Origin of the sequence: Pseudovibrio sp. Ad13 (assembly GCF_001623225.1) — a bacterium.
In the GTDB taxonomy this organism is placed as follows: Bacteria; Pseudomonadota; Alphaproteobacteria; order Rhizobiales; family Stappiaceae; genus Pseudovibrio.
This window is the reverse complement of sequence record NZ_LMCC01000004.1, coordinates 296563-322085: the sequence shown is the minus strand read 5'-3', so window position 1 is coordinate 322085 and position 25523 is coordinate 296563. Positions and strand designations below refer to the sequence as shown.

Sequence of the window (25523 nt, the reverse complement as noted above, 5' to 3'; positions counted from 1 at the left end):
ACCTCAGATGCTTTGGGCTGCGCCGCCCTTGGACGCACTTGAGAAATGAATTCCACATTCAGTTTTGTCCTGACCGCGCCAACGGCCTGAGCGTGGGTCTTCGCCCGGAGCAACCTTGTCTGTGCAAGGCATACACCCGATGGAGGGATACCCTTCTGCGACCAGCGGATGTGGTGGCAGGCCATTATCCTTTGCGTATTGAAGGACTTCGGCAGCGGTCCAGTTGGCCAGCGGGTTCACTTTGATACGGCCTTCTTCGACCTCAAAATGCTCCAGACTGGCTCGAGTGTCAGCCTGATGGCGTTTGCGACCAGAGATCCAAGCTTCGAAGCCACCAAGCGCTTTTGCGAGTGGAACCACTTTGCGGATGTGACAGCACGCATCAGTATCAGACATCCAGAGAGCACCTTTTGAGTCTTTCTCAGCAAGTTCTTCTGGTTCAGGCGTGATGACACGCACGTCCAAAAGCCCAAGTTGCTCAACCAGTTCGTCACGATAGCGCTTTGTTTCGCCAAACAGTTTACCGGTGTCGACAAACAGGACTGGCGTACGCACGTCGATCTGAGAGACCATGTGCAGCAGCACGGAGCTGTCCGCGCCGAATGAGGACACCAGAGCGATCTCTCCAGAGAATTGCTCTGTGAGCGCATGCTGCAGGATGTCCTTAGCATCGCGCTCGGAATACATCCGGTTCAGCAGCTTCACCTGCGCCTCCAAAGAGGCCTTATGTGATTGACTATGCTCCATAAAGAGCGTCCTTAAATGGCTGATCACCCAAGCGGCGATAGGCGTCGATGAAGCTTTCTTCCTCATCCAGGCGGTTCGCCAAATAGGTATCGACAACAGTCTCAACGGCATCGGTGATCTCTGCTTCCGGGAAGCCGCGACCAATGATTTTGCCGATGGATGTGTTCTGATCTGCAGAACCACCCAGTGTAATCTGATAGAGCTCTTCGCCTTTGCGGTCTACGCCCAAAATGCCGATGTGGCCGACATGGTGGTGACCACAGGCGTTGATGCAGCCGGAGATTTTCAGTTTCAAATCACCAATTTCGTTCTGGCGCTTAACCTCTTCAAATCGCTTGGATATTTCCTGAGCAATTGGAATTGAGCGAGCATTTGCCAGAGCACAATAGTCCAGACCCGGGCAAGCGATCATGTCGGTGATCAGGCCAGCGTTTGAATCTGCGAGCTCGTTTGCCTTCAGGATCTTGTAGACAGTGGGAACATCTTGCAGCTTCACATGTGGCAGAACGAGGTTCTGCTCATGTGTGACGCGCAATTCATCATGTCCAAACCGTTGTGCTACATCAGCAATTACGTCCATCTGATCGGCTGTTGCATCCCCCGGCGCACCACCAATTGGCTTCAGCGAGATGGTGACAGATGTGTAACCCTCAGCTTTGTGCGCATGCAGGTTGCGGCTGGAGAACAAGGCCAGATCGCGGTCTTCGCGCTTGGCTGCTTCCAGCTCTGTGCTGATCTTTGGCAGGGCTTCAAAAGATGGTGGTGCGAAGTATTCGTTGATGCGGACCACTTCTTCATTTGGCAGATCGAGAATGCCGTTTTTGGTTGCCTCGAACTCGGCCTCAATATCCTGCTTCAGTTCTTCCAGACCGGTTTCGTGAACCAGAATCTTGATGCGAGCCTTGTACTTGTTATCGCGGCGGCCATAGCGGTTGTAGACGCGCAGGATCGCCTCGCTGTAGGCCAGCAAGTCATTTTCCGGTAGAAAATCCCGTACCTTACGGCCTACCATCGGCGTACGGCCCAAGCCGCCACCTACAAACACCACGAAGCCGATTTCCCCGTCTTCATTGCGGGTCAGCTGCAGGCCAATGTCGTGCACCTGTACGGCAGCGCGGTCCTGTTCAGCGCCTGTGATTGCAATCTTGAACTTGCGTGGCAGGAACAGGAATTCCGGGTGTAGCGAAGACCATTGGCGCAGGATTTCGGCGTAAACGCGTGGGTCTGCGAACTCGTCTGCGGCTGCGCCTGCAAACTGGTCGGAGGTTACATTGCGGATACAGTTGCCAGAGGTCTGGATGGCGTGCATCTCAACGTCGGCAAGTTCATGTAGAATCTGCGGTGTATCAGAGAGCTTTGGCCAGTTAAACTGGACGTTCTGGCGCGTTGTGAAGTGGCCGTAACCTCTGTCGTAAGTCCTTGCGATATGGGCAAGTTTACGCATCTGGTTTGCATTGAGCGTGCCGTATGGAATTGCGACACGCAGCATGTAAGCGTGCAGCTGCAGGTAAAGACCATTCATCAGGCGGAGCGGCTTAAACTCGTCTTCGGTCAGCTCGCCAGACATACGGCGGCGGACCTGATCTTCGAACTGGCTCACGCGCTGATTAACAAAGTCGCGATCAAATTCATCGTAGCGGTACATGGAAACTCCTGAATCTAAAAGGACTTAGGCCGAACGCAGATGGCGTTCGGCTTGCTTGCCGAGGTCGAGACGAGTGGTTGGCCCTTGTGCGCGAATACGCTCTTTCAGGCTCTTTGGCTGCAAATGGCCGTCTTTCAGTTCCAGATCAATCGCGTAGGTGCCGAGAACGTATTGTTTGTCTTCACCGGCTTTCGCGAAATCCAGAGCTGAGGCCATGTCTTCGTCGGTGTTGAGGATCCAGGCGGCCTCAACAAACTCGACCCACTCTCCGTTGTGGCCGAGCCAGACGACATCACCATCGACCAGTCTGTTGGCGGTAATAGTTTTCATCGGGTCTCTCCCTAGGCTGCGACAACAGCCGGTAACTTCTCGAATTTAATTGGACTTAGAGGGAGCGAGCGCGACTGATCTGCGTGGGCCACTGCCTTACCAATGATGATAAGTGTGGGTCCGGTGACACTGTCGTGCTGCTCAAAATTACAAAGGTCTTGCAGGGTGCCTGCAAAATTGCGTTCTTTTGTCTGGGCTGCGTTCTCAATCGCCATGACGGGCGTGGATAAGTCCAACCCGGATTTTGCCAGCAAGTTGGCAACTTTTCCTGCAACGCTGCGCCCCATGTAGACGGCGGTTGTCGCCCCATTCAGAGCAAGGTCCGCCCAGTCCGGGAGGACATCTCCATGCTGGTTATGCCCTGTGGCAAACACCAGTGAGGAGGCAACACCCCGTAATGTCAAAGGAATTTGCGCACTGGCGGCGGCAGCAAACGCTGCGGTGACACCGGGTACAATTTCAAAGTCCACATCATGCTCACGCAACGCGGCGATCTCTTCTCCAGCGCGGCCAAACACCATTGGGTCCCCTGCCTTCAGGCGGACAACCCGTTTGCCGGACTTGGCAGCAGAGACTAATAACTGGTTGATTTGCGTTTGCGTTGAACTGTGCGTTCCTTTGCGTTTTCCTACGCTGATGCGTGTTGCGTCGCGGCGGCCCATGGAAACCACGGCATCCGGTACCAATGCATCATAGAAAATGACATCTGCTTCCTGCAGGACACGCTGTGCGCGCAGGGTCAGCAGGTCTTCTGCTCCCGGGCCAGCACCCACAAGCCAGACATATCCCCGCTGATCCTGCTCACTGTTCAGCAAGCGATGCGCTTCGGTCAGAGCCTTTTGTGTCTCACCAGCAAAAGTGTTCGCAGCTATAGTCCCTGAAAAAAATTCAGCCCAAAAGCGACGACGCGCACTTCCCGAAGGCATCAGCTTACCAACTGTAGCACGGAAGCTGTCTGCCAACCTTGCGAGTTGACCGGCTTCACGTGGTAACAGAGCTTCAACCTGTGCGCGGATGTGGCGGGCATAAACAGGGCCAACGCCTGTTGAGGTGATCGCCACGGCAACAGGTGCACGATTGACCATCGCACCTGTGTAAAAATCACAAAGCTCAGGACGGTCCACTGCGTTGACCGGGATGCCTTTCTCACGAGCAGCTTCTACGATCTCACGGTCCAGCTCTTCTTCATCAGTGGCAGCAAACACCAGGGCTGCGCCATCCAGATAAGCCGGGTTGAACACGCTAAGCATGAAGACGCCGTCCGCGTCTGCCACCGCTTCGGCCAAAGCTGCACTAGGGCGCTCATGGCTGACAACGCGGATGTGCGCTTTGGTTTGCGCCAGAAGTCTTACCTTTGCAGCAGCTTCATCACCACAGCCAACAACAACAACCATTTTGCCTTCAACCTTGTGAAAGGTTGGAAAGACAGCGAGTTTATTGCTCTCGTCCTGCTGTGTGTTGAAGCTCTCTACCAAAGCCATTGCGCTCTCCAAGCGTTTTGGGATCATTTATGCTGGAGTGAATTCTTATCCGAAAACCGGTTCCCACTTTTCGGGAATGCACTTCATTGGGAGCGAGTTTACAGAGTAGAGTTCCTCTAAGCCCGGTATGGCATTCCAAAGCTGGATGAGTGCGTAGAAAAGATTTTTTTCATGCGCTCGAACGGAGGAAAGATGCCCTGACTTTAAAAACGGTACTCGTGAAACATCATTCTACATTTACAGCAGATATGACCACATAAGCTCTCAAAATTACCATCACATTTGCTGATTGAGAAAATAAATCTACATACCCCTAACATCCGTTAGAGCAACGAACACCAGAAATGAAAACCTATCAATTTCGACGAACTCGTATTTTAAAGAATCTGGTTCTTCGCGTTTTACAGGTTGCTACCACGCGTTTAATGCGGAGTGCGACATGGATGAAATCAGTTCCAGCTTATCCTGTTAAATCTTCCAAACAGGATCAGACAGCATAGCCAGCCTTGTCTTTTTCCATTTCGCTCAATATCCAGTCTCGGAACAGCTTTATTTTGGGGTTGTTTTTCTGCGTTTCACGGTAAACAAGCCAAACTGGATTTTCAGCCGTGCACTTTAATGGGAAGGGCTGGATAAGCAGGCCATCCCGCAACGCACTTGAATGAAACAACGGTGTCAGAATCGCAACACCATGCCCCGCAATCGCGATATTTCCATCAACAGTTTGCGTGCCCATTTGAGAAACGGGTTGGTTTGAAAAATCGGGATCTTTCACGCCAGCTGCTTCAAACCAGTTTCTCCACCAAGGATCTCCTGTATCGATAATGGGAAGTTTCAGCAGGTCTTCAGGCTTGTTCACACCGCCAATGCTGTCAGCAAGTCTTGGACTTAACATGGGAGTATACGTAACTTCGGCTAGTTTGTGACAACATAACCCAGGCCATTTTTTAGGGCTGTTTCTGATCCCCATATCAATATCAGAGGATGCAAAATCAACAACGCCGCCAGAGGCTTCCAATTGAACAGCAATTTTTGGGTTCGCCATCTGAAACTCTCCGATACGCAACGAGAGCCAGTTCATGGCAAAGGTGGGAACCACGCTTAGCTTCAGTGTCCCATCCTGCGTTCCTTGCACCGCCGAAAAGCCAGCACGAATAGACTGAAAAGCCTCATTTGCAACTGCCGCAAGTTGCGCACCTGCATCCGTTAAAACAACTTGTCTTCCTACCCGATTGAACAAGGGTTTCCCAGCACGATCTTCCAGCACTTTTATCTGATAACTCACCGCTGCTTGCGTCATTCCCAGCTCCTCCCCAGCACGGGTGAAGTTGGAATGTCTCGCTGCCGCTTCGAAGGCGCGAAGAGCGTTGAGTGGAGGCAGACTGTTCGGCATCTTTGATAAAATCTCCTTATGCTTTCTTCCCTATATTCGATTGGACTGTGAATACAACCTCCGGCATTAATTCCCCAACAACAACAGGAGAAAAAGCATGTCAGATTTCACCGTTGAAGCTCAGAAAATCAAAGTATCATCAAATATTTTCAATAGGTTAGCTAAAGGATTTAGAGATATTTTCTTTTCAATAAAAAGCGGGAGTGAGCGTTTAGATGCACGTGATCTGCCAGCACACTTACAAAAGGATATTGGGGTCAACTTAGTGCCAGAGCCATTTATCAGATGAAGCGACATAAGGTCGTCATATGGTTCTTATCACCCTCTGTTATCTTCTAAATCATCCCAAACTAACAAATTCAAACTAAGAATGCAGGTCCACCTCACCCGCCATAGTGTGCGCTGACGATGACGCGGACTTCTACCAGGGCGCCTTCACGGCGGAGGCCGGCGGCTTCGATGGCGGTCCAGGCTGGGTAGGGTTTGGAGAAGAACTCGAGGCGGATGGAGTCGAACAGCTCGAAGTGATCGCGCAGGCCGATGTGGTAGCTGGTCATCTCAACAACGGCATCCATATCGACGTTGGCTTCACGCAGGATGCATTCGATCTTTTTGAAGGTGTTGCGGAACTGGGCTTCGGGGTCTTCCGGCATCTGGCCGCTCATATCCGCACCGGTCATGCCACTCAGGAAGATGTGGTTTCCCGAGAAGATGGCTGGTGACATGTTGAGTTGTTCTGAAACGGATTGAAACTCGTGTGGGAGCACTAAACGCTTGACCATGAAATACCTTTCTTGCACGTGCCTTCGGGAGCTTCAAACGAACAGAAGACATGCAAACTATAAAACCGCCCGCAGAACCTAGCAGAGGGCGGTGAAAATCCAAATGATGTTGTCGTGAGACTGGCTTGCTTCTTTTACTTGAAGGCGGAAGGAATAAACTCCACGGCCTTGCAAGAGATGTATTTACCGCGCCGGATCAGATTTCGGGAAGCTGATTTGTAGACGACATCCTTGAGCACCAGATAGGCTGGTAGTTTGGCGTTGGAGCCATAGACCTTCATAATCATATCTGCCCATTTTTTTGCCAGGTCACTTGGTTTTTCGACGATAGGTACGCCGTTGTGCTTTTCGCCAGTGTAATTGAGGATTAGTTCTTTTTGAACTGCAGGCTTTGAGAGGGCTGCTAATGCACCTGTCAGTGAGGCTTCCTGGTCTTTTGTTCTGCCGTCTGCTTCTGTACGGCCCCCTTCTGGTGCTCCGTCGGTCTCTTCTACTTCCTCCTCTTTTTCTTTAACGACGACGTTGTAATGGTTCTTCTTGCCACTTTCGTCAGGCTTGAACTCGATCTCGAACATCATTACCCAAGGCTGTTTGCTGGCCCATTTCTTGATGTTCTTGAGACTGGTGCCCTTGCTCATTTTTGCGATCACCTGCTGGAGAATGTTTTCCTGCAGGGCGTTGAAGGCTTCATGGGCTTCGCCGAAACTTTCCAGCATGCCCTCGCCTTTGGAGCTGAGGAATTTCTCCAGTTCCTCTTTATGTGCTTTCAGCTTTTCAGCTTTGCGGGCCTGATCTGCCTTCAGGTCAGCAATGTTATCTGCGAGCTCTGCCAGATCTCCAGCCATGTTTTTGGGTGCTGCGCGAAGCTTTTGGGCCGCCTGAACAGACTCCGAGGTCTCCTTATACGTCACCACATGGACTTTCTTTTCAGGCTTGCCGCGTTTGAGTTTCCCTTTGAGGCCAGAGCGGTTTTCGCGGTACCAGACTTCCTTCACTTCCATATAGTCTGGCAGTTGATCCGATATGTCCTGTCCTTCTTTTTGAGCTGTCAGCAAAGTTTTTGCCCATGCCATGGAGGCCTCACTGGGAATGCCCACAAATGGTTTGCCGTCCGGTCCTGTTTCACCAGTCTCGCGGTGAGACATGGAGGCCATCATCTGGCCTGAGCGAAGGCCGTTGAAGACCAGCTCCGGCGTGGTTGCGAGCTCGGTTTTGGTTACAGCTTTGTGAGGCATGTCCACGTGGTTATCGACCATCGGGTCACCGGTGCTTGCCGGTATTTCCGGTGCTTTTCGCGTCTCTGATGTGATGGAAAAGTTGCGGCCTTCCTTTTTAATATTGACCTTCACCATCTGGGCCCATGGCTGCGTTTCTGCCCAGGCCAGGCTCTTCTTCATGTTGTTGCTTTTGTCCAGATGAGCCAGCACCATTTCTTCTGCCGTGCGCTGTAAGCCAGAGGTGGCGAAAACGGCTTTGGGCCGCTCATCTGACAATTGCAGGACGGCTGCTTCGACTTCAGCTCCCCGGTTAATTGCAGCTTCCACACAGTTGGTGCAATTGAGCGCGAAGGCCATTTGCTTGGAGGTGGCGGTGCCATAGGCGATGGCCTCTTCTTCCAGCTCGGCCAGTCGTTTCTTTTCACGCTCAGACACCGCATTGGCTTTGGCTTCATGCAGGGTCTTCATCATGGTGTCGCCAAAGGCTTTTTCGCGCATCAGCTCTTTGGTTGAGGCTACTAGCTCATTGCCCAACACCTTCATGTTCTGGCTGAAGAACATGATGGTTTCACGCTGTGCTGTGTCCATCTGGTTGGAGGGGGTATCGCTGGCCTGACGGAGATAGGCTCTGAACTCAGGTGCAGTTGACTGATCCTGAAACACTTCGCGGGTCAATTGACGGGATTGTTTTTTCAGCTCGATTTCGTGCTGCATCAGCACCATTTGCCGGGCTTTATTATCGCTCTCCCCCAGAGTGCCTTTAACCAGCCGATCCCATTTGACCGCCTCCGGGTCTGCGTAGGCTGCGCCCAACGGGTCTTCATCATAATGGGATTTTTGGGACTGGTAGGAGTTGAGGCGCTGGGTGAAGCCTTCGGTGGATTTGATGCCGGCGTCTTTCAAAGCTGCTGAGAGAGGGCGTTTCTTACGTTCCGCAGCCGGTGTGCCTTCAACGATGTAATCTGCGATATCAGGTTCTGTGGTCCACTCTGGTGTGTCTTCGTCCACTTGCGAGCCAATCGCCGCGCTTGCCTCAGAGGTTTTGCTGGTGACGCTTGCAGAGCGTTTCTTCCGGCCACCGCCAACGAGATCATGGAACTTCCAGTTCATCTCTGAATAGACTTTTTTCAGCCAATCATCGTACTTGGGGGCTGCCTCTTGTCCTGGCATCGACACACCTCTCCTAACCTTGCGTCAGACAAAAGGTTTACCACGATCACATTGGTGTGATGATGCTGGTTTGAGGGCTTAGTTAGCGATTGGTGAGCTGCAAGGCCACAATGCAAAAGTAAAGCCCCGGCGGACCGGGGCTCTGATACTCATTTGTCTGGTTTTGCCGGGTTTACTTGAGGCGCTGCATCACAGACACATAGTTGGCAACAGCTGCGCCGCCCATGTTGAAGATGCCACCAAGCTCTGCGCCGTCCACCTGAATGCCGCCAGCTACGCCCACCAGCTGCATGGATGTGAGGACGTGCATGGACACGCCAGTCGCACCGATTGGGTGGCCTTTGGCTTTCAGCCCACCAGACGGGTTGACCGGCAATTTGCCGTCCTTCTGGGTCCAGCCTTCCAGGATGGCTTTCGCGCCCTGACCTTCTGGCACCAGCCCCATGGCTTCATATTCGATCAGTTCTGCAATGGTGAAGCAGTCGTGGGTTTCAACAAAGGACAGGTCCTCAACGGTGATGTTGGCCATGGAGAGCGCGCGCTTCCAAGCTTCCGTACAGCCTTCAAACTTGAGGATGTCGCGCTTGGACATTGGCAGGAAGTCCTGCGCATGACCCATGCCGCGGAAGGCAACAGCCTTTTTGGCAGAGAGCGCTGTGGTGGTGTCCGTGAGGACGATGGCTGCTGCGCCGTCAGACACAAGTGAGCAGTCTGTGCGCTTCAGCGGGCCAGCCACGAACGGGTTCTTCTCGCTCTCATTGAGGCAGAACTCTACGCCGAGGTCCTTGCGCATCTGTGCGTATGGGTTCTCCACGCCGTTCTTGTGGTTCTTCGCAGCGATGTGGGCCAGCGCTTCGCTCTGGTCGCCGTGCTTCTGGAAATACATGCCTGCGATTTTGCCGAAGACACCAGCGAAACCAGCCGGAGTATCGCCATCTTCTGGCAGGTAAGAGGCTTTGAGCAGGTTTGCACCAATTTCACGGCCCGGCGTGGTGGTCATCTGCTCAACACCAACGACGAGCACGAACTTAGCGTCGCCTGCTTTGATGGATTTGATGCCCTGATGCACGGCTGCTGAGCCAGTCGCACATGCGTTTTCAACACGGGTGGTTGGCTTGAAGCGCAGCTTGTCATCTGCTTGAAGCACGAGGCTTGCTGTGAAATCCTGCTTGGAAAAACCTGCATTGAAGTGACCCAGAACGATCTCATCAATGTCTTCAGCGGCGAGACCGGCATCGGCAATCGCTTGCTTGGCAACCTTTGTGACGAGTGTCTCTACAGTCTCATCTGCCAGTTTGCCAAACGGTGTGTGTGCCCAACCAATAATTGCGGCCATTTTCTTCTCCCAAAGAAATTAAAGTGGGTGCCGAAAGTCTCGCCTCAAACCCGGCTCTCAAATGCGCGCAAATCGTTTCACCCCTGCGCGCGAGATGCAATCATACGGAAGTTGTAGTGAACGGGGCTATCCGAGGGACTTTATGCTAGGTTTTGTCGATCTGGCAGTCCTTTTCACCCAAGCTGAGTGATGGGTATTGGTCTGGCTTCTCCGCATAAGCAGGGTTTGACTGGCGGTGCGCGGCGACTTTCTCAGTCATCTCCCCTTATTTGATATTGATGGGTTTCTATTGGGTGAAAACAGTCCTTCATATTGGACGAATTTCGGAATGTGTAGGGGGGAGTAAACTCTAGATTATTGCGGATAATCCAAGAGTTTGAGGCCCGATATCTCCACCCAGAGCAAAATCATCGACATTGCAGCAAAGCGGGCCCAGCAAGGAAAGCCAACCGCTAATGAGCGATCTGATGAGGCCCGCATTCCGATGTCTGTTTTCATCATCGCGAAGAATGAGGAAGACCGGATCGGGCAGACGATTGCCAGCTGCATTCACTGGGCTGATGAGGTCATCGTGATTGACAGCGGGTCTACGGACCAGACCCTCACTGTTGCCCAGCGCATGGGCGCCCGTGTGCTGCACAATGACTGGAATGGCTATGGCTTGCAAAAGCGGTTTGGCGAGGACCAGTGCCGGAATGACTGGATCCTGAACATTGATGCCGATGAGGTGGTCACACCTGCACTGCGTGATGAGATATTGGGCTTGTTCCAGACCTCTGTTCTTGCACAGAACGATTTTTGGGAGGTGGACATCTGCGATGTGTGGCCTCACGAAACGACCGCTGCAAAACACGCCTACTCTCATAAGCAAATCCGGCTTTACCGCAGGAGTGTAGGCCGTTTTTCTGCCAGCTCGGTGCATGACACGGTTCGTCCGCCCAGCGATGCCAAGATAGGCATGCTGAAGGGGCATATGGACCACCGCAGCATTCCCAGCGTTGCCTTCCACTTTGAGAAGATGAACCGCTATTCCACCATGCAAGTGCATGAGATGCGTGGACGGGGCCGCAGGATGCCGAAGTCGCGACTGCTCTATGAGTTTCCCGCAGCCTTTCTGAAGGGCTATCTGGTGCGCGGGTACTGCCGATATGGCTGGTGGGGTTTGATTGCCTCCACCAACTATGCGGTTGGGCGATATCTGCGGGTCGCGAAATCCATTGAAGCAGATCTTCTGGAACAGACCCATTCATCTCAGAGGGGGGCGACTGCTGCACGGCAGGATAAGACCTGACCCAGCCTTCCACCCGATGTTCCTGATTTTTCAAAGAAACGACGCAACACAACAAACGCTTAGCTTCCTTCGCAGCCTGAGCTGGAAGGCAAAAAGAGCTTAAGCAGATAGGTGGCTTATTCAATGGCTGAAAAGCAACAGCAGGATCCCGCCCCTCTTGTCAGCGTGTTGATCCCTGCACGCAATGCCGCAAACACGCTTGGAGAGACGCTGAGCAGCCTGTTGGCACAAAGCTTCACAGACTTTGCTGTTGTGTTGGTGGATGATGCCTCCACCGATGAAACCCGGGAAATTGCGGAGCATTTTGCAGGCCATTTTCCGAAGGGCCGGTTTCAGATTCTTGAAGGGCCAGGTCAGGGTATCTCAAACGCGCTTAATACCGGGCTTGCGGTGATTGAGAGCCCATTGATTGCCCGCCTAGATGCGGATGATTTGTCAGAGTCGCTTCGTCTGGAACGGCAGGTTCGGATTATGAACCGGAACCCTGACTGGCAGTTGTGCGGGACAGAAGTCTCTGTGATTGATGAGGCCGGGCAGATCATTGACCAGATGGAGTGCCCGAAAAGCTCGGTTGAGATCCGCAAGCGCCTCTTTGAGAAGTGCTGTTTGTACCACCCGACCATTATGTTTCGCCGTGATGCTGTGTTGGCCCTTGGCGGCTATCGTCCGCATTTTGATGGCGCGGAGGATTATGACCTTTATCTGCGCCTGCTGGAGTATGGGAAGATTGGTGCTCTCAACGAGCGGCTTGTCCGGTATCGGCTGCATCCCAGTCAGGTGACAGCACGTAACGGTCGTCCTTACCGGATGGTGGCTGATATGGCTTTGCTCTGTGCTGTTGCGCGGTTGTACGATGAAGAGGAGCCATATTTCAGCAAGGACACGCTGGCGAATGATGTGGGCCAAGCACTGCGCGATGAGCTTCGGGAGCGCGGCTTCCTGCATATCTCGCCAAAGGTGGCACGTCACATGGCACAGCGTATCAAGAAGGCCAAAGCACGATTGGAGTACCTGAAGGGATTGTTGTTTGTTGAGAACGCAAAGGCACGGAATTACAAGGAAGCAGCCAAGGTGTTGTTGGTGTGAGGTTTACCTCTCTAACTTGCAGGAATTGCACAGTCCCTACTGTTGGTGATGTGCTGGAGACAGCAGTTTTCTTTGAGAAGTAATGTGGGATTGCTCAGGCGTTGTAAGCACATCTGTTGCCGTTCACGCTACTACACTTCCTGCGAGCTCTCTTCCCTGCAACCAACTCTTTAGCTAATAGAAGCGATCGTATTTGCGAACTCGCTTCACTCTGGCTTGGTCCACTGTGCTAATTCTATCGTGATCTTTTCTGGCCCGAACAGGAACACCAGTTTTCTGTCGTTGAACTCCATGACTTCAGAACGGGCCTTGAACCCGGCTGCTTGAAGCTTTGACAGTCTGTCTTCCAGATCATCGACCGCGAAACACAAATGATTGTAGCCTGTTCGGCAGAGGTCTTCAGGATAAGGCTCGCTGCGTGGCTCTGGATTGCGGTAGTGCAGCAGTTGGATTTCGAACCTGGGGCTATGACCTTTCAGAACCAACGTGACGTGCTCGGCTTCCAGATCTGGAATGCCCATGTACTTTGAAAACACGGGACCGGAGATAACGAGGGATTTTGCTTCCTCAAAGCCAAGCAGGTTGAAGAAAGCATGCGCCTCATCCAGATTGCGGACAGCCACTGTCACATGATCAGGGTGCATTTTGTTGATCTCCTGGGTTGCGGGCGATCTGATCTTCGCCCTGCTGTACCAGTCCCGGTCTTCATTCACCTCACTCTGACACGAGCATGTGGTCGATGAGACCCTGTGTATTGTCGGAGCCGCTGACGAAGTCGTCCCACAGGCTCATGAGCATGTCATCATAGTTTTCTGCGATCTGCTGGATGTTGAAGAGACGGAGCACTCTCTCCCGTCCTGCTTCTGCCATCTCCTCACGCAAAGGGCGATTGTCAGCTAGATCGAGTAGCGCTGACGCAATTTCTTTGGGTGCTCTTGGGTTGATCACCTTGCCAGTTTCTCCGACCGCCTCCCATAAGCCGCCAGAGTGTGTGGTGATCACCGCAGCGCCGCAGCTCATGGCTTCAATCGCGGTGCGGCCAAAACCTTCTGCCACGATGGAGGGCACCACTGCGATGGATGATCTTGCGAGGCGTTTTTGGACATCTGAGGCATTGAGGTTGGTCTCGATCGAGACACTGTCCGCGTGGCTTGAAAGCATCTGCCGGAGAGAGTTTGCTGTTGATTGCTCTCCCTCGTCGGTAACGGCCAGTACCAGATTCAGTTTCCACCCCGTCCGATCCAAACGATCTGCACAGGCAAGCCAAGCCTGCGCCAGGTCGAACACGCCTTTGTCTTCCCTTGCCCGCCCCACATAGATCACAGAGTTTTCTTTGGGGGCTGGGGACCAGAGCTCGCAATCTATGCCATTGGGCACCACCACACTGCGGGCTTTTACACCCGTGAAATTTTCGCAGAAATTATTGCGGGCATCTTCTCCAACCCAGATGATGCCTGCAAGGCGGTTCATTTTGCGGGTGTACTTCCAGCGTTTGAACGCGCTGTTGCGCTCGAACCTGCCATGCCTGTGCAAGATTACAGGGGTACCGGGAAAGTCCGTGATGATCTGAAACGCCGTTTCCAGATGCTGATGCACGACGATCAGCTGTGGTCCAAACTCCGACAGCGGATCATAAAACTTTGCCGGCGTTGGCTTTCTACCCGGTTCTGTCACTGCAAAAACATCAACATCTTCAAACAGATCCTCCTCACCTCCTGCAAAAATACGCAGGTTGCTTTTGTTCTGGCTATGAAGCGCAAGATCATGAGCGCACAGATCTATTGATGTGGCTCGAGACTGGCAAAAATGCATGTTACGCGGCATTACGATTGCAGTTCTCAATGCGGCCCCCACTTTACTGTTTGCATTCAGCAAAGCTTGAAGTGCGGGGACTGTACATTCCTTAGAAGTCTTCCTTCTAATATCAGGGGTGCTTCTTTAAGGAGGTGAAAATCCCTGATGTTCTCTGCGCTCCACCTGTGGGATGTGGCGCTCTTCCGGCTTGTAATTGGCGGAAAACAAAGGCATTAGAGCTGTAAATGTCATTGGCTGGAGCCTCAATGACCATAAGCGGACTGGATGGATCTTTGACAAAGCATGTTGCAATCATCGGAGCGGGCCCTGCCGGGCTGTTTGCTGCTCAACATCTGGCAGAAGCCGGAGTGCGTGTGAGCCTCTTTGATCAACGCCCATCCCCTGCCCGCAAGTTTTTGATGGCTGGGCTTGGTGGTCTCAATCTAACCCACAGTGAGGATCTGGAGGTTTTTCTGAGCCGCTATCGTCCTGCACATGCGCAACTGTTGCAGTCAGTGCGGGATTTTCCTCCTTCTGCTTTGCGGGAATGGAGCGCAGGGTTGGGGCAGCCGACCTTTGAAGGTTCCAGTGGCAAGGTGTTTCCTAAAAGCTTCAAAGCCTCTCCGCTGTTGCGTAACTGGTTGAAATTGCTTGATCAGCAAGGCGTAACATTGCATGCGAACACCCGATGGCACGGACTTGATGAAGCCGGAAGTGTCCTGCTTCAAAAAGGCGATGAGCCCATTGAAGCACAGGTGTTTGACGCGGTTTTGCTGGCACTTGGTGGCGGTTCCTGGGCGAAGCTTGGCTCTGATGGCGCGTGGGTTTCGACTTTGCGTGACAAGCAGATTGACGTGAACGCGCTGCTCCCTGCCAATTGCGGGTTTGAGATTGCGTTCTCGGATCACTTCAAGGACCGCCACAAAGGTACTCCTCTGAAGAAGATAGCTGTCTCCCACGGAGATCGCCGTGTTGTTGGTGATGCCATGCTGGATGCCTGTGGGATTGAAGGCGGCGTGATCTATGCGCTTTCAGCTGATCTGCGGGATACAATCCTTGCAACAGGGACGGCACAGATTGAGATTGATCTGAAGCCGGATGTCTCTGCTGACAAGCTCGCGGCCAAGATGGCGCGGCCACGTGGTAAGCAATCCATGAGCAACTTCCTGCGCAAAGCACCAGGTCTGCCCGCTGCTGCGATCGCTTTGATACGGGAAGCAGGACCGCTGCCGATTGAGGCAGATGAGCTAGCAGCGCGTATCAAGGCATTGCCATTGCAGTTGACTGCTCCGCGCCCCATTGACCGTGCGATCTCCAGCGCGGGCGGAATCTCGTTTGACGAGGTTGACGAGCACTACATGCTGAACAAGCTGCCGGGTGTGTTTGTGGCGGGCGAGATGCTGGACTGGGAAGCGCCAACGGGTGGCTATCTTCTGCAGGCCGTATTTGCCACAGGCCGCTCAGCTGCACTTGGCATCAAAGCATACCTTCAGGACTGACGGGTTTGGAACTGGCGCCTGTAGGCTGTTGGCGTGGTGCCGTATTTGCTTCTGAAGTGATGTCGCAAGGTTGCTGCTGAGCCGAACCCACAGAGGTGAGAAAGGTTCTCCATGTCCATCGTCTCTTCCGCTTCCAAAAGGAGCTTGGCAGTTTCCAATTGCTTGGTGCGCCGCCACTCTGCGGGTGCAAGTCCGGTTACCTTTGAGAATTTGCGGATGAAGGTGCGCTGGCTCATGCCCATCAGGTCTGCCATTTCTGGCACGGACATGGTGTAGGCACGTTTTTTCTCCAGTTCCTCAAAAAGTGCTGCGAAGCGTTTGCTTTCCCGTTCCTCGGGTACAGGCTGTTCTGCAAACTGAGTTTGCGTTCCTTCCCTGAACGGAGGTGCAACCAGTCGTTTGGCAACGCTGTTAGCGATCTGTGAGCCGTAATCCTGCCGGATGATGTGAAGCGCAAGGTCAATGCCTGCTGCGCTGCCTGCGGAGGTGAATACCCTGTCGGTCTCTGAATAGAGCCGGTCTTCTTCCACGTTGATGGATGGGAATCCGGTTTGCAGCGCTTCGGCATAGCGCCAGTGCGTTGTGGCTGTGCGGCCATTGAGCAGGCCAGAGCGCGCCAGTACGAAAGCACCGGAGCAGATGGAGGCAACACGGGCTCCGCGATTGTAGGCCTTACAGAGCGCCTCAATCAGGTCCTCCGGCACCAGGGTATCAATGCCACGCCAGCCGGGGATGAGGATGATGTCGGCGTGATCCAGCGCATCCAGCTGTTTTTCGGCTTTGATCTCCAGACCACCCGCGGCACGGATAGGACCGTCCTCGATGGCGACCGTCTCATACCTGTACCATTTTGCGCCGAACTCCGGTCTTGGCAGGCCAAACAGCTCGTAGGCCTGACCAAACTCGAAGGTGCACAAACCGTCATAGATGAGCGTTGCGACAAGCGGGCCTTCTGGGCTGCGGGGTGTGGTTTGGGCCATCGGAAAAATCAACTCGAAAGAGATTGGCGTATTTTTTACGAATATAGTCATTTGAGCCAGTTTTTCACAACTGGGAAATTCTTCAGATTATGGGAGCAGGCGAAATTCCTGTCATCACCCAAGGCTGTTTGCGGAGGCACCTCTCCTGCAAGCTGCTTTAAAATAAGTGTTTTTAGTGCTCCTCTCCCTAATCAGGAGCATCCTCGCAGATTTGGAGAAATACATGTCCTCACGCGCACTCGAATATTCCCCAGCTGACCCAAAGCTGGCACTCTCGCATTTCCGTTCAATCCTGCAGTTCGAGACAGACTGCTCTGATATGCAGGCAGATTTGGCCGATGGTACTGCAGAATTCGTTTTGCTTGATGTTCGCGGTGCAGCCCGCTTTGCGAAAGGACACGTGGATGGTGCGATCTGTCTTCACCACCGGGATCTGACGGAAGAGAACCTTGCCAAGTGGCCGATGGACACCGTTTTTGTGGTCTATTGCGCTGGGCCGCATTGCAACGGTGCAGACAAGGCGGCTTATAACCTCTCCCGGCTGGGACGTCCCGTGAAGATTATGCTGGGCGGTATGACCGGCTGGATCGACGAAGGCTTTGAGTTGGTTTCCTCGAAAGCTTTACAGCCCGCTTAAATAACAAGCACCGAGGCTTAGCCTCGGTGCCACCACTAGTTTGCTACGCCAAGCCTAGCTTTTCTTCTTAGCTTTCTTCTTGCGGTCTTTTTGAAACATGGTCTTCATTTCAGCATCATCACGCGCCATTTTGCAGAGCTGAGCTGACGTCTTTCCCTTGTACGTTTTGGTGTAGTGCTCATACCGCTTCGCATAGATCGTAATGTACTCTTTAACAGCACATTTCCTATTTGCCCTTTTGCTGGTCAGGCACACAAGCAGTGCGGATTGAGCTAGCAAGTCCTGGTTCTTCATCTCCATGGAAGGACAATGTTTGTCGATGTAATTTGCTCGCGCAACATCATCCGCCTGCTCAACGAATAAATCCGGCAAGGAAGATCGTGTGGTTACACACCCACTCAACAGAACTGCAGCACCTAGCAATACAAATAATTTTAGATAATTTTTCAAAATATTAACTCCTATCGTAAGTTAGAGCTAATTAGATGCATTAGGAACATTTTGCAATTTTAAGATGAATAGGATGCTTCCATTTAATTCAAAGGTTGCATCTGCGCATAAAAAAGGCACCGAGGTGGGAGGATACCTCGGTGCCAAACAAAGCAGGCATAAAAAGGCCGATTGGGAGGGGGAGGTACGGCCTTTAAAATCGTCGGGGCAAGACAACCTGCCTTGAAACAAGGAAGACCCACCAAGCAATGGAAACGGGTCACCCTTCAGTTGTCCGCATAGTGATATGCAGATAATCCCTTTTCAGGGCTTATTGTTATTTTGGTAATACTGACTGCTACGCACTCAGTACTTAATGACGCCCTGTTAAACCAGTGTTCTTATTGCTATTGAAGGTATCAGGATCTTGTTATCATCAGGTTTTCAGAGATGGTGAACAAACACTTATCTGACACACCTGCAGAGAGACGCGGCCTAACGGCTAATTGAGGTGTAAACAGGGCGAAATACGGCTTTTCCATGGCGTATGGCCGTCAGCTTGTCGCAGTGAAAGCAGGAGTAGTCACAACGACTTACAGTAAGTCGCAAGAAGCATCTCTTTAAACTGAAACTACAAAGAGTAATTGCAAATATTGGACTGATGCCTTGATCACGAAAATCGATTTTTTGATATAAAATTCTGGATAGCTGAAATTTATTTTCCGGATAAGCAAATACAAGTGATCCATTCAAATCTTAACAATTTGGCTCAATCTGGAATCATTGACTCCTTCCTGAATACATGCGTCAACTATATTTACGTTGTTTGAGGGCAGGCTTGCGAAGTCTTTTGAGACGGTGTTTGCGTTTAAGGAGGCCCCTGGGCAACGTGGGAGGGGTTTCATTATGCATAAATTACTTAGGGCCGCGGCGGTTAGCCTGGCGGCCAGCGCGTTTGCGCTTTCTGTTTCATCAAATATTTCCTCTGCGGCAGAGCCGATCAAGATTGCCCACGTCTATGGTAAAACCGGTCCTTTTGAGGCCTATGCCAAGCAATCTCATGTGGGTTTGATGATGGGGCTGGAATATGCCACCGGCGGAACCATGGAGATTGATGGCCGCAAAATTGAGGTCATCGAAAAAGACAGCCAGCTCAAGCCGGATATTGGACGTGCCATGCTGGCCGAGGCTTACGGCGACGATGAGGTTGATCTGGCAATTGGGCCGGTCTCCTCTGGTGTTGCGCTGGCGATGCTCTCGATTGCTGAGGAATACGAGAAGCTGCTGATCGTGGAGCCTGCAGTTGCTGACAGCATCACAGGCGCCAACTTCAACCGCTACATCTTCCGCACGTCACGGAACTCCTCTCAGGATGCGATTGCGAATGCTGTTGCCCTTGGGCAGGACGGAGCGTCTATTGCCACGCTGGCTCAGGATTATGCGTTTGGGCGTGATGGTGTGGCTGCTTTCAGCAATGCGATTGAAAAGACCAATGCCAAGCTGGTGTTTGAGGAGTACGCACCGACGGACACCAAGGATTTCACTGCGAGTGCCCAGCGCATCTTTGAGGCTCTGAAGGGTCAGGAAGGACGCAAGTTCCTGTTTGTGATCTGGGCTGGTGGCGGAAACCCGCTGGCGAAGATCAACGCGATGAACCCTGAACGCCATGGGATTGAGATCGCAACGGGTGGCAACATTTTGGCGGCTCTGAAAGCCTATAAGGCCATGCCGGGCATGGAAGGCGCGACCTACTATTACTACGAGATCCCTCAGAACCCAGTGAATGACTGGCTGGTGAAAGAACATGAGGCTCGTTACAGCTCGCCGCCTGATTTCTTTACGGCGGGTGGTATGGCGGCAGGCATCGCTGCTGTCGAGGCGATCCGTAAAGCTGGCTCCACGGATACGGAAGAGCTGATCTCCGCAATGGAAGGCATGGAGTTTGAAGGCCCGAAGGGACTGATGAAATTCCGCGCTGAGGATCATCAGGCATTGCAGTCCATGTATCACTTCAAGATCCGTGTGGATCCAGAGGTTGAATGGGGCATTCCTGAACTGGTGCGCGAACTCAAGATTGAGGACATGGATATCCCAGTTCAGAACCAGTAGGTCCCCGTTTTACATAGCTCAGAGAGGGAGCGGGCCACTCGCTCGCTCTCCTTAATCGCAAAAGATAACGCTTTGGAGCCGTGAGGGGTTTTTGCAGGATTACTGACCTCATCCTCAGTTGCAGATTGTCCCGCTTACGGAATATCAGAGCCTCAAAGAGCGAAGTACAAGACCATGGACATTCTCTTAAAGCTGTTTTTGCCGCTTTCGCTGGCGTTCATCATGTTTTCTCTCGGGATCTCCCTCACATTGCAGGACTTTAAACGCGTGGTGCAGATGCCGCGTGCGTTCAGCATTGGCATGCTGGGGCAGTTGCTTTTGTTGCCCGTTGTTGCCTTTCTCATTTTACAAGTGGTGGAGCTGGAGCCGACCATGGCGTTTGGCGTGATGCTGCTTGCCTTCGCCCCGGGTGGTGTCACCTCCAACATGCTGACACGGTTCAGCGGCGGCTCTGTCGCGCTGGCGGTGTCGCTCACAGCCGTGACCAGTGTGCTGTGCGTGTTGACGGTGCCGGTTTTTGCAGCGGCATCCGCAAACTACTTTCTTGGTGCGGCCATGCCCAAGATTGATGTGACGTCTATTGGCATTTCCATGGCACTGATTACGGCTGTTCCCGTTGCGATTGGGGTTCTCGTCAATCATATGGCGCCATCGTTTACCGCGGCAATTTCCAAAGTGGTGTCGCTGTTGGCCTCCGTGCTGTTTGTGGTGATCGTGCTTGGAGCCATTGCCACTAATTGGTCTGTGCTGACGGCCAACATTCTGGAGCTAGGGCCAGTCCTTATTTTGCTGAATGTTGTGATGCTGCTGGTTGGGTATGGCGGCGCCAAGCTTATGAAGCTCTCGCATCCTGACAGTGTTGCGATTGCTATGGAGGTGGGCGTCCAAAATGCCACGCTTGGGATCACCGTTGGGGCTTTGATCGCAATGAACGGCGAAGCATTGCCGCCATACAGTCTGGCCTCCGGTATTTACGGCATCACCATGTATGGCTGTGCCTTCCTCTTCATCCTCTGGGCACGGCGGAAAGCGCGGGCAAACCCGAGCCTTCGCGCCCAAAATGAACTCTCATAAAGGGCAGGTCTTTGGAATTACGGAAAGACGAAAAGCCGGTTCTGAGTACGCATGATCTGACCATTCGTTTTGGTGGGCATGTGGCTGTGGATGCAGTGTCCTGTGATTTTCATCGCGGGACACTAACTGCCATTGTGGGGCCGAATGGTGCTGGCAAGACCACTTACTTCAACCTGATTTCCGGCCAGTTAGCCGCCAGCGCTGGTCATGTCTGGTTTAATGGCGAAGACATCACGCGCCTTTCAGTTGCCGACAGGACCCTGCGGGGCATCGGGCGGGCGTTTCAGATGACCAATCTGTTTCCCGGCCTGAGCGTTCGGGAGAATGCACGGCTGGCGGTGCAGGCTCATCAGCGGATGGGCATGGATTTGTTTTCTATGGCGGACAGCCATGTGGAGCTTATTGAACGGGCCGAGCACATTTAGGCAGAGGTGCATTTGCTGGATAAAGCCGAGCAGATCACGTCCGAGCTGTCACATGGAGATCAGCGCAAGCTGGAGGTGGCGCTGATGATTGCCATTGGTCCGCAGGTGCTGATGTTTGATGAGCCGACAGCAGGCATGAGCGTTGATGAGGTGCCGGTTGTGCTGGACCTGATCCGTGAGTTGAAGCAGGACAAGGACCGCACGATTTTGCTGGTTGAGCACAAGATGGATGTGATCCGCTCACTGGCTGACCGGATTATCGTGCTGCACAACGGAGAGCTGGTGGCAGATGGAGACCCTACTGAGGTGATCGCCTCTGCTGTGGTTCAGCAGGCTTATCTGGGTGTTGCACCTGAAGAGAAAACAGAGGGTGCGCATGTCTGATGCTCTTCTCAGCCTAAACGGCGTTCACACGCATATTGGCCCCTACCACATTTTGCAGGGCGTTGATCTGGAAGTTCCACGCGGTGGTGTCACGGTTCTGCTAGGGCGGAATGGCGCTGGCAAGACCACGACGCTGCGGACCATCATGGGGCTGTGGCAGGCCTCAAAAGGGACGATCCAGTTTGATGGAACGGAGATCCAGAAAGAGACGACACCTGCCATTGCCCAGCGCGAGATTGCTTTTGTGCCGGAAGATATGGGCATCTTTACCGACCTGACCGTGCACGAAAACATGCTTCTGGCTGCACGGAACAATGCGATTGATGAGGAACGGCTGGGATGGATCTTTGGCCTGTTCCCTCCCCTCAAAACATTCTGGCAAAGTGCTGCGGGGAATCTTTCCGGCGGGCAAAAGCAGATGCTGGCAGTGGCTCGCGCAATCATTGAGCCGAGGAAGTTGATCCTGATTGATGAGCCAACCAAAGGACTGGCTCCAGCAATCATCAACGCTATGATCGCAGCCCTGAAAGAACTGAAAGAGATGCAGACCACGATTTTACTGGTGGAGCAGAACTTTTCCATGGCGCGCGCAGTGGGAGACACCGTCGCCGTGATGGATGACGGGCGGATTGTTTATTCCGGTGACATGGCAGAGCTGGCAGCTGATGCCGGATTGCAGGAGAGGCTGATGGGACTTTCACTGGAGGCACACCAATGAGTGACAGCCTGATTAAACCGCGCATCGAGCGCCCTTCCCTCTCTCAGACTATCGAGGCAAAGGCACCGCTGCTGCTTGTACCTGTGCTGATGATGATCGGCTTGCTCGCGATTGGTTCCGGCTCCACCTGGTTGACGCTGACGGCGGCGGGGCTGGCGATGGGGATGATGATTTTCATCATGGCGTCTGGCCTTACTGTGATCTTCGGCCTGATGGACGTGATCAACTTCGGGCATGGGGCGTTTATTTCGCTTGGGGCCTTTGCGGGGTTTACCATTTTGGGCCTGCTGGGTGGCTGGATTGAGAGCCCCAGCATTGCGCTTAATCTGGGGGCTGTTCTGCTGGCTGTAGCATTTGCCATGCTGGTGACGGGTCTTGCGGGCTATGGCTTTGAGCGGCTGATTGTTAAGCCGGTGTACGGGCAACACCTGAAGCAGATCCTCGTGACCATGGGCGGGCTGGTTGTGACGCAGCAGCTGATCTATGTGATCTGGGGGCCGGATGAGATCGTGCTGGCGCGGCCTGCTGCGTTTCAGGGGTCCTTTGTGGTGCTGGGCGCTGCCATTGAGAAATACCGTGTGTTGGCCATTGTAATCGGGCTGGCTTTGTTTGTTGCCATGCGGCTGGTTTTAAACCGGACACGCATCGGGCTGCTGGTGCGGGCTGGGGTTCAGAATGGCGAGATGGTGGAGGCCCTGGGGTATCCGATAGAGAAGCTGTTTCTGGCGGTGTTCATGGTGGGCTGTGCTTTAGCGGGGCTCGGCGGTGTGATGTGGGGCATGTATCAGGAAACCATTACGGCCCACATGGGGGCTGAGGTGATGATCTCCGTGTTTATCGTGGTGATTATCGGCGGGCTTGGCTCCATTGAGGGCTGTTTCATCGGCGCTATGCTGGTGGGTTTGCTGACCAACTACACCGGCTTCCTGATCCCCAAACTGGCGTTGGTCTCGACCATTTTGCTGATGGGGGCTGTGCTGATGTGGCGACCTCAGGGGCTTTACCCCGTTGTCAAAGCGCATTGAGGAGTTTGTCAGATGATTGTGAAACTCCTTTCTGGTGACCGTCCACGCAGCAAAATGCTCAGTGCTGTCCTGCTGCTCATTCTGTTTGGGTTGCTGTTTGCGCCCTTTCTGTTTCCCGGTACGCGTTCGTTAGATACGGCTGCTCGCATCTGCATCTTCATTGTGCTGGTGGCCAGTTATGATTTACTGCTGGGGTATACGGGTGTGGTGTCGTTCGCGCACACCATGTTCTTTGGTATCGGGGCTTATGGGACGGCCATTGCACTGGTGAACATGGGCGCCTCTTACAGCGCGATTGCGCTTGGCACTGTGTGTGGTGCGCTGGTGGCCGGGGCCTTTGCGTTTGTGATTGCGCTGTTCTCACTGAGGGTCAAGGCGATCTTCTTTGCCATGATGACGCTGGCTGTGGCGAGTGCGTTTCTGGTGCTGGTCTCGCAACTTTCCGGCTTCACTGGCGGTGAGGACGGGCTGAGCTATCGTATCCCGCGGGAGATGACGCCTGCGTTCAAGCTGGTGAAGGAGAAGGTGCTCGGGGTTCGCCTCAATGGCAAACTGATCACGTACTATGTGGTCTTCTTCAGCAGCCTGTGTCTGTTCCTTGTTTTGCTGCGCATGGTGAACTCTCCGTTTGGCCGCGTTCTGCAAGCTATCCGAGAGAATGCATTCCGTGCGGAAGCGATTGGCTACAAGGTCGTGCGATATCGCAGCGTGGCGACAATTCTGTCTGCTGTAATGGCAGCGCTCGCAGGGTCCTTGATGGCACTCTGGCTGCGCTACACTGGGCCAGCGACGACGCTCTCCATGGATATAATGGTGGACATTCTGTTGATGGTTGTGATTGGCGGAATGGGGAGCATGTACGGCGCCGTTATCGGGGCTGTCCTGTTCCTTCTCACCCAGTCCTATTTGCAGAACCTCTTGGGCCTCCTTCAGGAATCGCTGGGTAGTCTGCCTATAGTGTCAGAGGTGGTTTCACCGGAACGCTGGCTGCTTTGGTTGGGAATGTTATTTATCTGCAGTATTTACTGGTTCCCTAAGGGCATCGTGGGCCGTTTAAGAGGAACATAATGCCTCAATTGGGCTCTTTTTTTAAATTGCACCTTGTGGATTTCTTAAGGAGCAACTACATCGGTAGGGACGAGCAAGCTAAGAGATTTGCTTATCCCGTAGTATTAGAGGGGCGACATATGACCCGCCTCCCTATATGAACCATTAGGACTGATTTCTTTTAGAAAGAATGAGAGCTCAGACCTTATGACTGCGGGCTGTTATTAGAGACACGGCTGGCAATGTTGCGGTGCATGTATCGGAACAATGTCCTTTTCTGCCTTTGATTACATTGCTCGTCACGACTGACCCGCCTTAACCAGGCGAGTTGACTTTTTTGGCTTAAAGGACGTTTCCATGCGACAAGACGGTACCCTCAAATTCTTCAACCACGACAAAGGCTACGGCTTCGTTACTCCAGCTGACGGTTCCAAAGACATCTTTGTTCATATCACAGCTTTCGAACGCTCTGGCATCGCAGTTCCTGCTGAAGGTGCAGCGATCACTTTTGTTGCTGAAGAAGATCGTCGTGGCCGCGGTTTGCAGGCTTCCCAGATTGAGCTTGCTTAATCTGTACGATTTGCGAGGCTCCAGAGTTTGTTTCAGCGCAAGCTGAATGAACTTTGTGACCGCCACATAATTGGCCTGATGCGCGCCGGCAATTGCCAGGCGCCGTCAGGCCTTTTATTTTTTACATCAGACCAGCCGTCTCCTTGTTCTGATCAGAGCTTGCCTAATGCTCTCTCTCCCCCATCTTTCAGCTGAGAACTTCTTAAAAGAGCCGCAATCACGGCTATTTTATCTGGTTCAACGAACATCGTTGTTTTCACTTCATAAATTTCGTGGTTCACATGACGACTTGGCCTCGCAAAGTTGCCACTGATGGCCTATACTGACAAAAGTCGCAGATCTGCGCTTATAAGA

23 protein-coding genes and 1 pseudogene are annotated in these 25523 nt (G+C 53.0%); 12 read left to right on the top strand and 12 right to left on the bottom strand.

From position 1 onward, the window contains the following. Positions 1-3: 3 nt before the first annotated feature. The 5 genes from PsAD13_RS06260 to PsAD13_RS06240 all read right to left on the bottom strand — a co-directional run bounded on the left by PsAD13_RS06260 (position 4) and on the right by PsAD13_RS06240 (position 5596). Complete coding sequence (locus tag PsAD13_RS06260) at positions 4-747, bottom strand: phosphoadenylyl-sulfate reductase (RefSeq protein WP_063317588.1); 744 nt, start codon at positions 745-747, stop codon at positions 4-6. After that, a complete protein-coding gene (locus tag PsAD13_RS06255) occupies positions 737-2392 on the bottom strand; it encodes a nitrite/sulfite reductase (protein WP_063317587.1) in 1656 nt (551 codons plus the stop codon). The genes PsAD13_RS06260 and PsAD13_RS06255 overlap by 11 nt, the downstream gene beginning before the upstream one ends. A 24-nt stretch (positions 2393-2416) precedes the next feature. Further along, positions 2417-2722, bottom strand: coding sequence for a DUF2849 domain-containing protein (locus PsAD13_RS06250; protein WP_057460990.1), 306 nt, complete (start codon positions 2720-2722; stop codon positions 2417-2419). Between the two features lie 11 nt (positions 2723-2733). After that, positions 2734-4203 (bottom strand): siroheme synthase CysG, encoded by a 1470-nt coding sequence (gene cysG / locus PsAD13_RS06245; RefSeq protein WP_208986460.1) that lies wholly within the window; start codon positions 4201-4203, stop codon positions 2734-2736. Between the two features lie 487 nt (positions 4204-4690). Continuing rightward, positions 4691-5596, bottom strand: a complete 906-nt coding sequence (locus PsAD13_RS06240) for a LysR substrate-binding domain-containing protein (protein ID WP_063317585.1) — start codon at positions 5594-5596, stop codon at positions 4691-4693. A 97-nt stretch (positions 5597-5693) separates the two neighbouring features. On the opposite strand from PsAD13_RS06240, the gene PsAD13_RS06235 reads away from it, so the two are divergent. Then, entirely contained in the window at positions 5694-5885 is a 192-nt protein-coding gene (locus PsAD13_RS06235; protein WP_063317584.1) for a hypothetical protein, read from the top strand. A 94-nt stretch (positions 5886-5979) separates the two neighbouring features. Here the strand turns inward: PsAD13_RS06235 and PsAD13_RS06230 are convergent, their stop codons facing one another. The 3 genes from PsAD13_RS06230 to PsAD13_RS06220 form a co-directional block, all read right to left on the bottom strand. Beyond that, positions 5980-6378, bottom strand: a complete 399-nt coding sequence (locus PsAD13_RS06230; protein ID WP_063286871.1) for a RidA family protein — start codon at positions 6376-6378, stop codon at positions 5980-5982. Between the two features lie 134 nt (positions 6379-6512). Then, a complete protein-coding gene (locus PsAD13_RS06225) occupies positions 6513-8765 on the bottom strand; it encodes a hypothetical protein (protein WP_063317583.1) in 2253 nt (750 codons plus the stop codon). Positions 8766-8937: 172 nt separating this feature from the next. Beyond that, a complete protein-coding gene (locus tag PsAD13_RS06220; RefSeq protein ID WP_063317582.1) occupies positions 8938-10101 on the bottom strand; it encodes an acetyl-CoA acetyltransferase in 1164 nt (387 codons plus the stop codon). Positions 10102-10477: 376 nt separating this feature from the next. Between PsAD13_RS06220 and PsAD13_RS06215 the strand changes: the two genes are divergently transcribed. Continuing rightward, on the top strand, positions 10478-11392 hold the full coding sequence (locus PsAD13_RS06215) for a glycosyltransferase family 2 protein (RefSeq protein WP_063317581.1): 915 nt from the start codon (positions 10478-10480) through the stop codon (positions 11390-11392). A gap of 123 nt (positions 11393-11515) precedes the next feature. Further along, positions 11516-12478, top strand: coding sequence for a glycosyltransferase (locus tag PsAD13_RS06210; protein ID WP_063317580.1), 963 nt, complete (start codon positions 11516-11518; stop codon positions 12476-12478). A 206-nt stretch (positions 12479-12684) separates the two neighbouring features. On the opposite strand, the gene PsAD13_RS06205 is transcribed toward PsAD13_RS06210, so the two are convergent. Both PsAD13_RS06205 and PsAD13_RS06200 read right to left on the bottom strand, forming a co-directional pair. Further along, entirely contained in the window at positions 12685-13122 is a 438-nt protein-coding gene (locus PsAD13_RS06205; RefSeq protein ID WP_063317668.1) for a VOC family protein, read from the bottom strand. A gap of 70 nt (positions 13123-13192) precedes the next feature. Next, entirely contained in the window at positions 13193-14320 is a 1128-nt protein-coding gene (locus PsAD13_RS06200; protein ID WP_208986459.1) for a glycosyltransferase family 4 protein, read from the bottom strand. Positions 14321-14517: 197 nt separating this feature from the next. Here PsAD13_RS06200 and PsAD13_RS06195 point away from each other — a divergent pair, with 197 nt between their 5' ends. Continuing rightward, complete coding sequence (locus PsAD13_RS06195) at positions 14518-15771, top strand: TIGR03862 family flavoprotein (protein ID WP_208986458.1); 1254 nt, start codon at positions 14518-14520, stop codon at positions 15769-15771. Here PsAD13_RS06195 and ftrA read toward each other — a convergent pair. Continuing rightward, positions 15762-16751, bottom strand: a complete 990-nt coding sequence (gene ftrA / locus PsAD13_RS06190; protein WP_063317666.1) for a transcriptional regulator FtrA — start codon at positions 16749-16751, stop codon at positions 15762-15764. The genes PsAD13_RS06195 and ftrA overlap by 10 nt on opposite strands. 223 nt (positions 16752-16974) lie before the next feature. Here ftrA and PsAD13_RS06185 point away from each other — a divergent pair, with 223 nt between their 5' ends. Next, entirely contained in the window at positions 16975-17388 is a 414-nt protein-coding gene (locus PsAD13_RS06185) for a rhodanese-like domain-containing protein (RefSeq protein WP_063317579.1), read from the top strand. A 54-nt stretch (positions 17389-17442) separates the two neighbouring features. Here the strand turns inward: PsAD13_RS06185 and PsAD13_RS06180 are convergent, their stop codons facing one another. After that, positions 17443-17838: a hypothetical protein gene (locus PsAD13_RS06180; protein ID WP_153040851.1), complete on the bottom strand. Its 396-nt coding sequence runs from the start codon at positions 17836-17838 to the stop codon at positions 17443-17445. A gap of 885 nt (positions 17839-18723) precedes the next feature. On the opposite strand from PsAD13_RS06180, the gene PsAD13_RS06175 reads away from it, so the two are divergent. The 7 genes and pseudogenes from PsAD13_RS06175 to PsAD13_RS06145 all read left to right on the top strand — a co-directional run bounded on the left by PsAD13_RS06175 (position 18724) and on the right by PsAD13_RS06145 (position 25169). Then, complete coding sequence (locus PsAD13_RS06175) at positions 18724-19926, top strand: substrate-binding domain-containing protein (RefSeq protein ID WP_063317577.1); 1203 nt, start codon at positions 18724-18726, stop codon at positions 19924-19926. Between the two features lie 174 nt (positions 19927-20100). After that, positions 20101-21000, top strand: a complete 900-nt coding sequence (locus tag PsAD13_RS06170; RefSeq protein ID WP_063317576.1) for a bile acid:sodium symporter family protein — start codon at positions 20101-20103, stop codon at positions 20998-21000. Positions 21001-21011: 11 nt separating this feature from the next. Beyond that, positions 21012-21809 (top strand): annotated as a pseudogene (locus tag PsAD13_RS06165) (ABC transporter ATP-binding protein). Next, a complete protein-coding gene (locus tag PsAD13_RS06160) occupies positions 21802-22527 on the top strand; it encodes an ABC transporter ATP-binding protein (RefSeq protein ID WP_063317575.1) in 726 nt (241 codons plus the stop codon). Before PsAD13_RS06165 ends, PsAD13_RS06160 begins: the two are co-directional and overlap by 8 nt. Then, positions 22524-23552 carry a branched-chain amino acid ABC transporter permease gene (locus PsAD13_RS06155; protein WP_063317574.1) on the top strand — a complete coding sequence of 343 codons (1029 nt, stop codon included), beginning with the start codon at positions 22524-22526 and terminating at the stop codon, positions 23550-23552. The genes PsAD13_RS06160 and PsAD13_RS06155 overlap by 4 nt, the downstream gene beginning before the upstream one ends. Before the next feature lie 12 nt (positions 23553-23564). Further along, positions 23565-24620 (top strand): branched-chain amino acid ABC transporter permease, encoded by a 1056-nt coding sequence (locus PsAD13_RS06150; RefSeq protein WP_063295228.1) that lies wholly within the window; start codon positions 23565-23567, stop codon positions 24618-24620. Positions 24621-24956: 336 nt separating this feature from the next. Next, positions 24957-25169: a cold shock domain-containing protein gene (locus PsAD13_RS06145; protein ID WP_057461006.1), complete on the top strand. Its 213-nt coding sequence runs from the start codon at positions 24957-24959 to the stop codon at positions 25167-25169. Positions 25170-25523: the final 354 nt, after the last annotated feature.

Coding starts and splice junctions, on each gene's coding strand:
- PsAD13_RS06260 (WP_063317588.1), bottom strand. CDS start 747: ATGGAGCATAGTCAATCACATAAGGCCTCTTTGGAGGCGCAGGTGAAG.
- PsAD13_RS06255 (WP_063317587.1), bottom strand. CDS start 2,392: ATGTACCGCTACGATGAATTTGATCGCGACTTTGTTAATCAGCGCGTG.
- PsAD13_RS06250 (WP_057460990.1), bottom strand. CDS start 2,722: ATGAAAACTATTACCGCCAACAGACTGGTCGATGGTGATGTCGTCTGG.
- cysG (WP_208986460.1), bottom strand. CDS start 4,203: ATGGCTTTGGTAGAGAGCTTCAACACACAGCAGGACGAGAGCAATAAA.
- PsAD13_RS06240 (WP_063317585.1), bottom strand. CDS start 5,596: ATGCCGAACAGTCTGCCTCCACTCAACGCTCTTCGCGCCTTCGAAGCG.
- PsAD13_RS06235 (WP_063317584.1), top strand. CDS start 5,694: ATGTCAGATTTCACCGTTGAAGCTCAGAAAATCAAAGTATCATCAAAT.
- PsAD13_RS06230 (WP_063286871.1), bottom strand. CDS start 6,378: ATGGTCAAGCGTTTAGTGCTCCCACACGAGTTTCAATCCGTTTCAGAA.
- PsAD13_RS06225 (WP_063317583.1), bottom strand. CDS start 8,765: ATGCCAGGACAAGAGGCAGCCCCCAAGTACGATGATTGGCTGAAAAAA.
- PsAD13_RS06220 (WP_063317582.1), bottom strand. CDS start 10,101: ATGGCCGCAATTATTGGTTGGGCACACACACCGTTTGGCAAACTGGCA.
- PsAD13_RS06210 (WP_063317580.1), top strand. CDS start 11,516: ATGGCTGAAAAGCAACAGCAGGATCCCGCCCCTCTTGTCAGCGTGTTG.
- PsAD13_RS06205 (WP_063317668.1), bottom strand. CDS start 13,122: ATGCACCCTGATCATGTGACAGTGGCTGTCCGCAATCTGGATGAGGCG.
- PsAD13_RS06195 (WP_208986458.1), top strand. CDS start 14,518: ATGTCATTGGCTGGAGCCTCAATGACCATAAGCGGACTGGATGGATCT.
- ftrA (WP_063317666.1), bottom strand. CDS start 16,751: ATGGCCCAAACCACACCCCGCAGCCCAGAAGGCCCGCTTGTCGCAACG.
- PsAD13_RS06185 (WP_063317579.1), top strand. CDS start 16,975: ATGTCCTCACGCGCACTCGAATATTCCCCAGCTGACCCAAAGCTGGCA.
- PsAD13_RS06175 (WP_063317577.1), top strand. CDS start 18,724: ATGCATAAATTACTTAGGGCCGCGGCGGTTAGCCTGGCGGCCAGCGCG.
- PsAD13_RS06170 (WP_063317576.1), top strand. CDS start 20,101: ATGGACATTCTCTTAAAGCTGTTTTTGCCGCTTTCGCTGGCGTTCATC.
- PsAD13_RS06160 (WP_063317575.1), top strand. CDS start 21,802: ATGTCTGATGCTCTTCTCAGCCTAAACGGCGTTCACACGCATATTGGC.
- PsAD13_RS06155 (WP_063317574.1), top strand. CDS start 22,524: ATGAGTGACAGCCTGATTAAACCGCGCATCGAGCGCCCTTCCCTCTCT.
- PsAD13_RS06150 (WP_063295228.1), top strand. CDS start 23,565: ATGATTGTGAAACTCCTTTCTGGTGACCGTCCACGCAGCAAAATGCTC.
- PsAD13_RS06145 (WP_057461006.1), top strand. CDS start 24,957: ATGCGACAAGACGGTACCCTCAAATTCTTCAACCACGACAAAGGCTAC.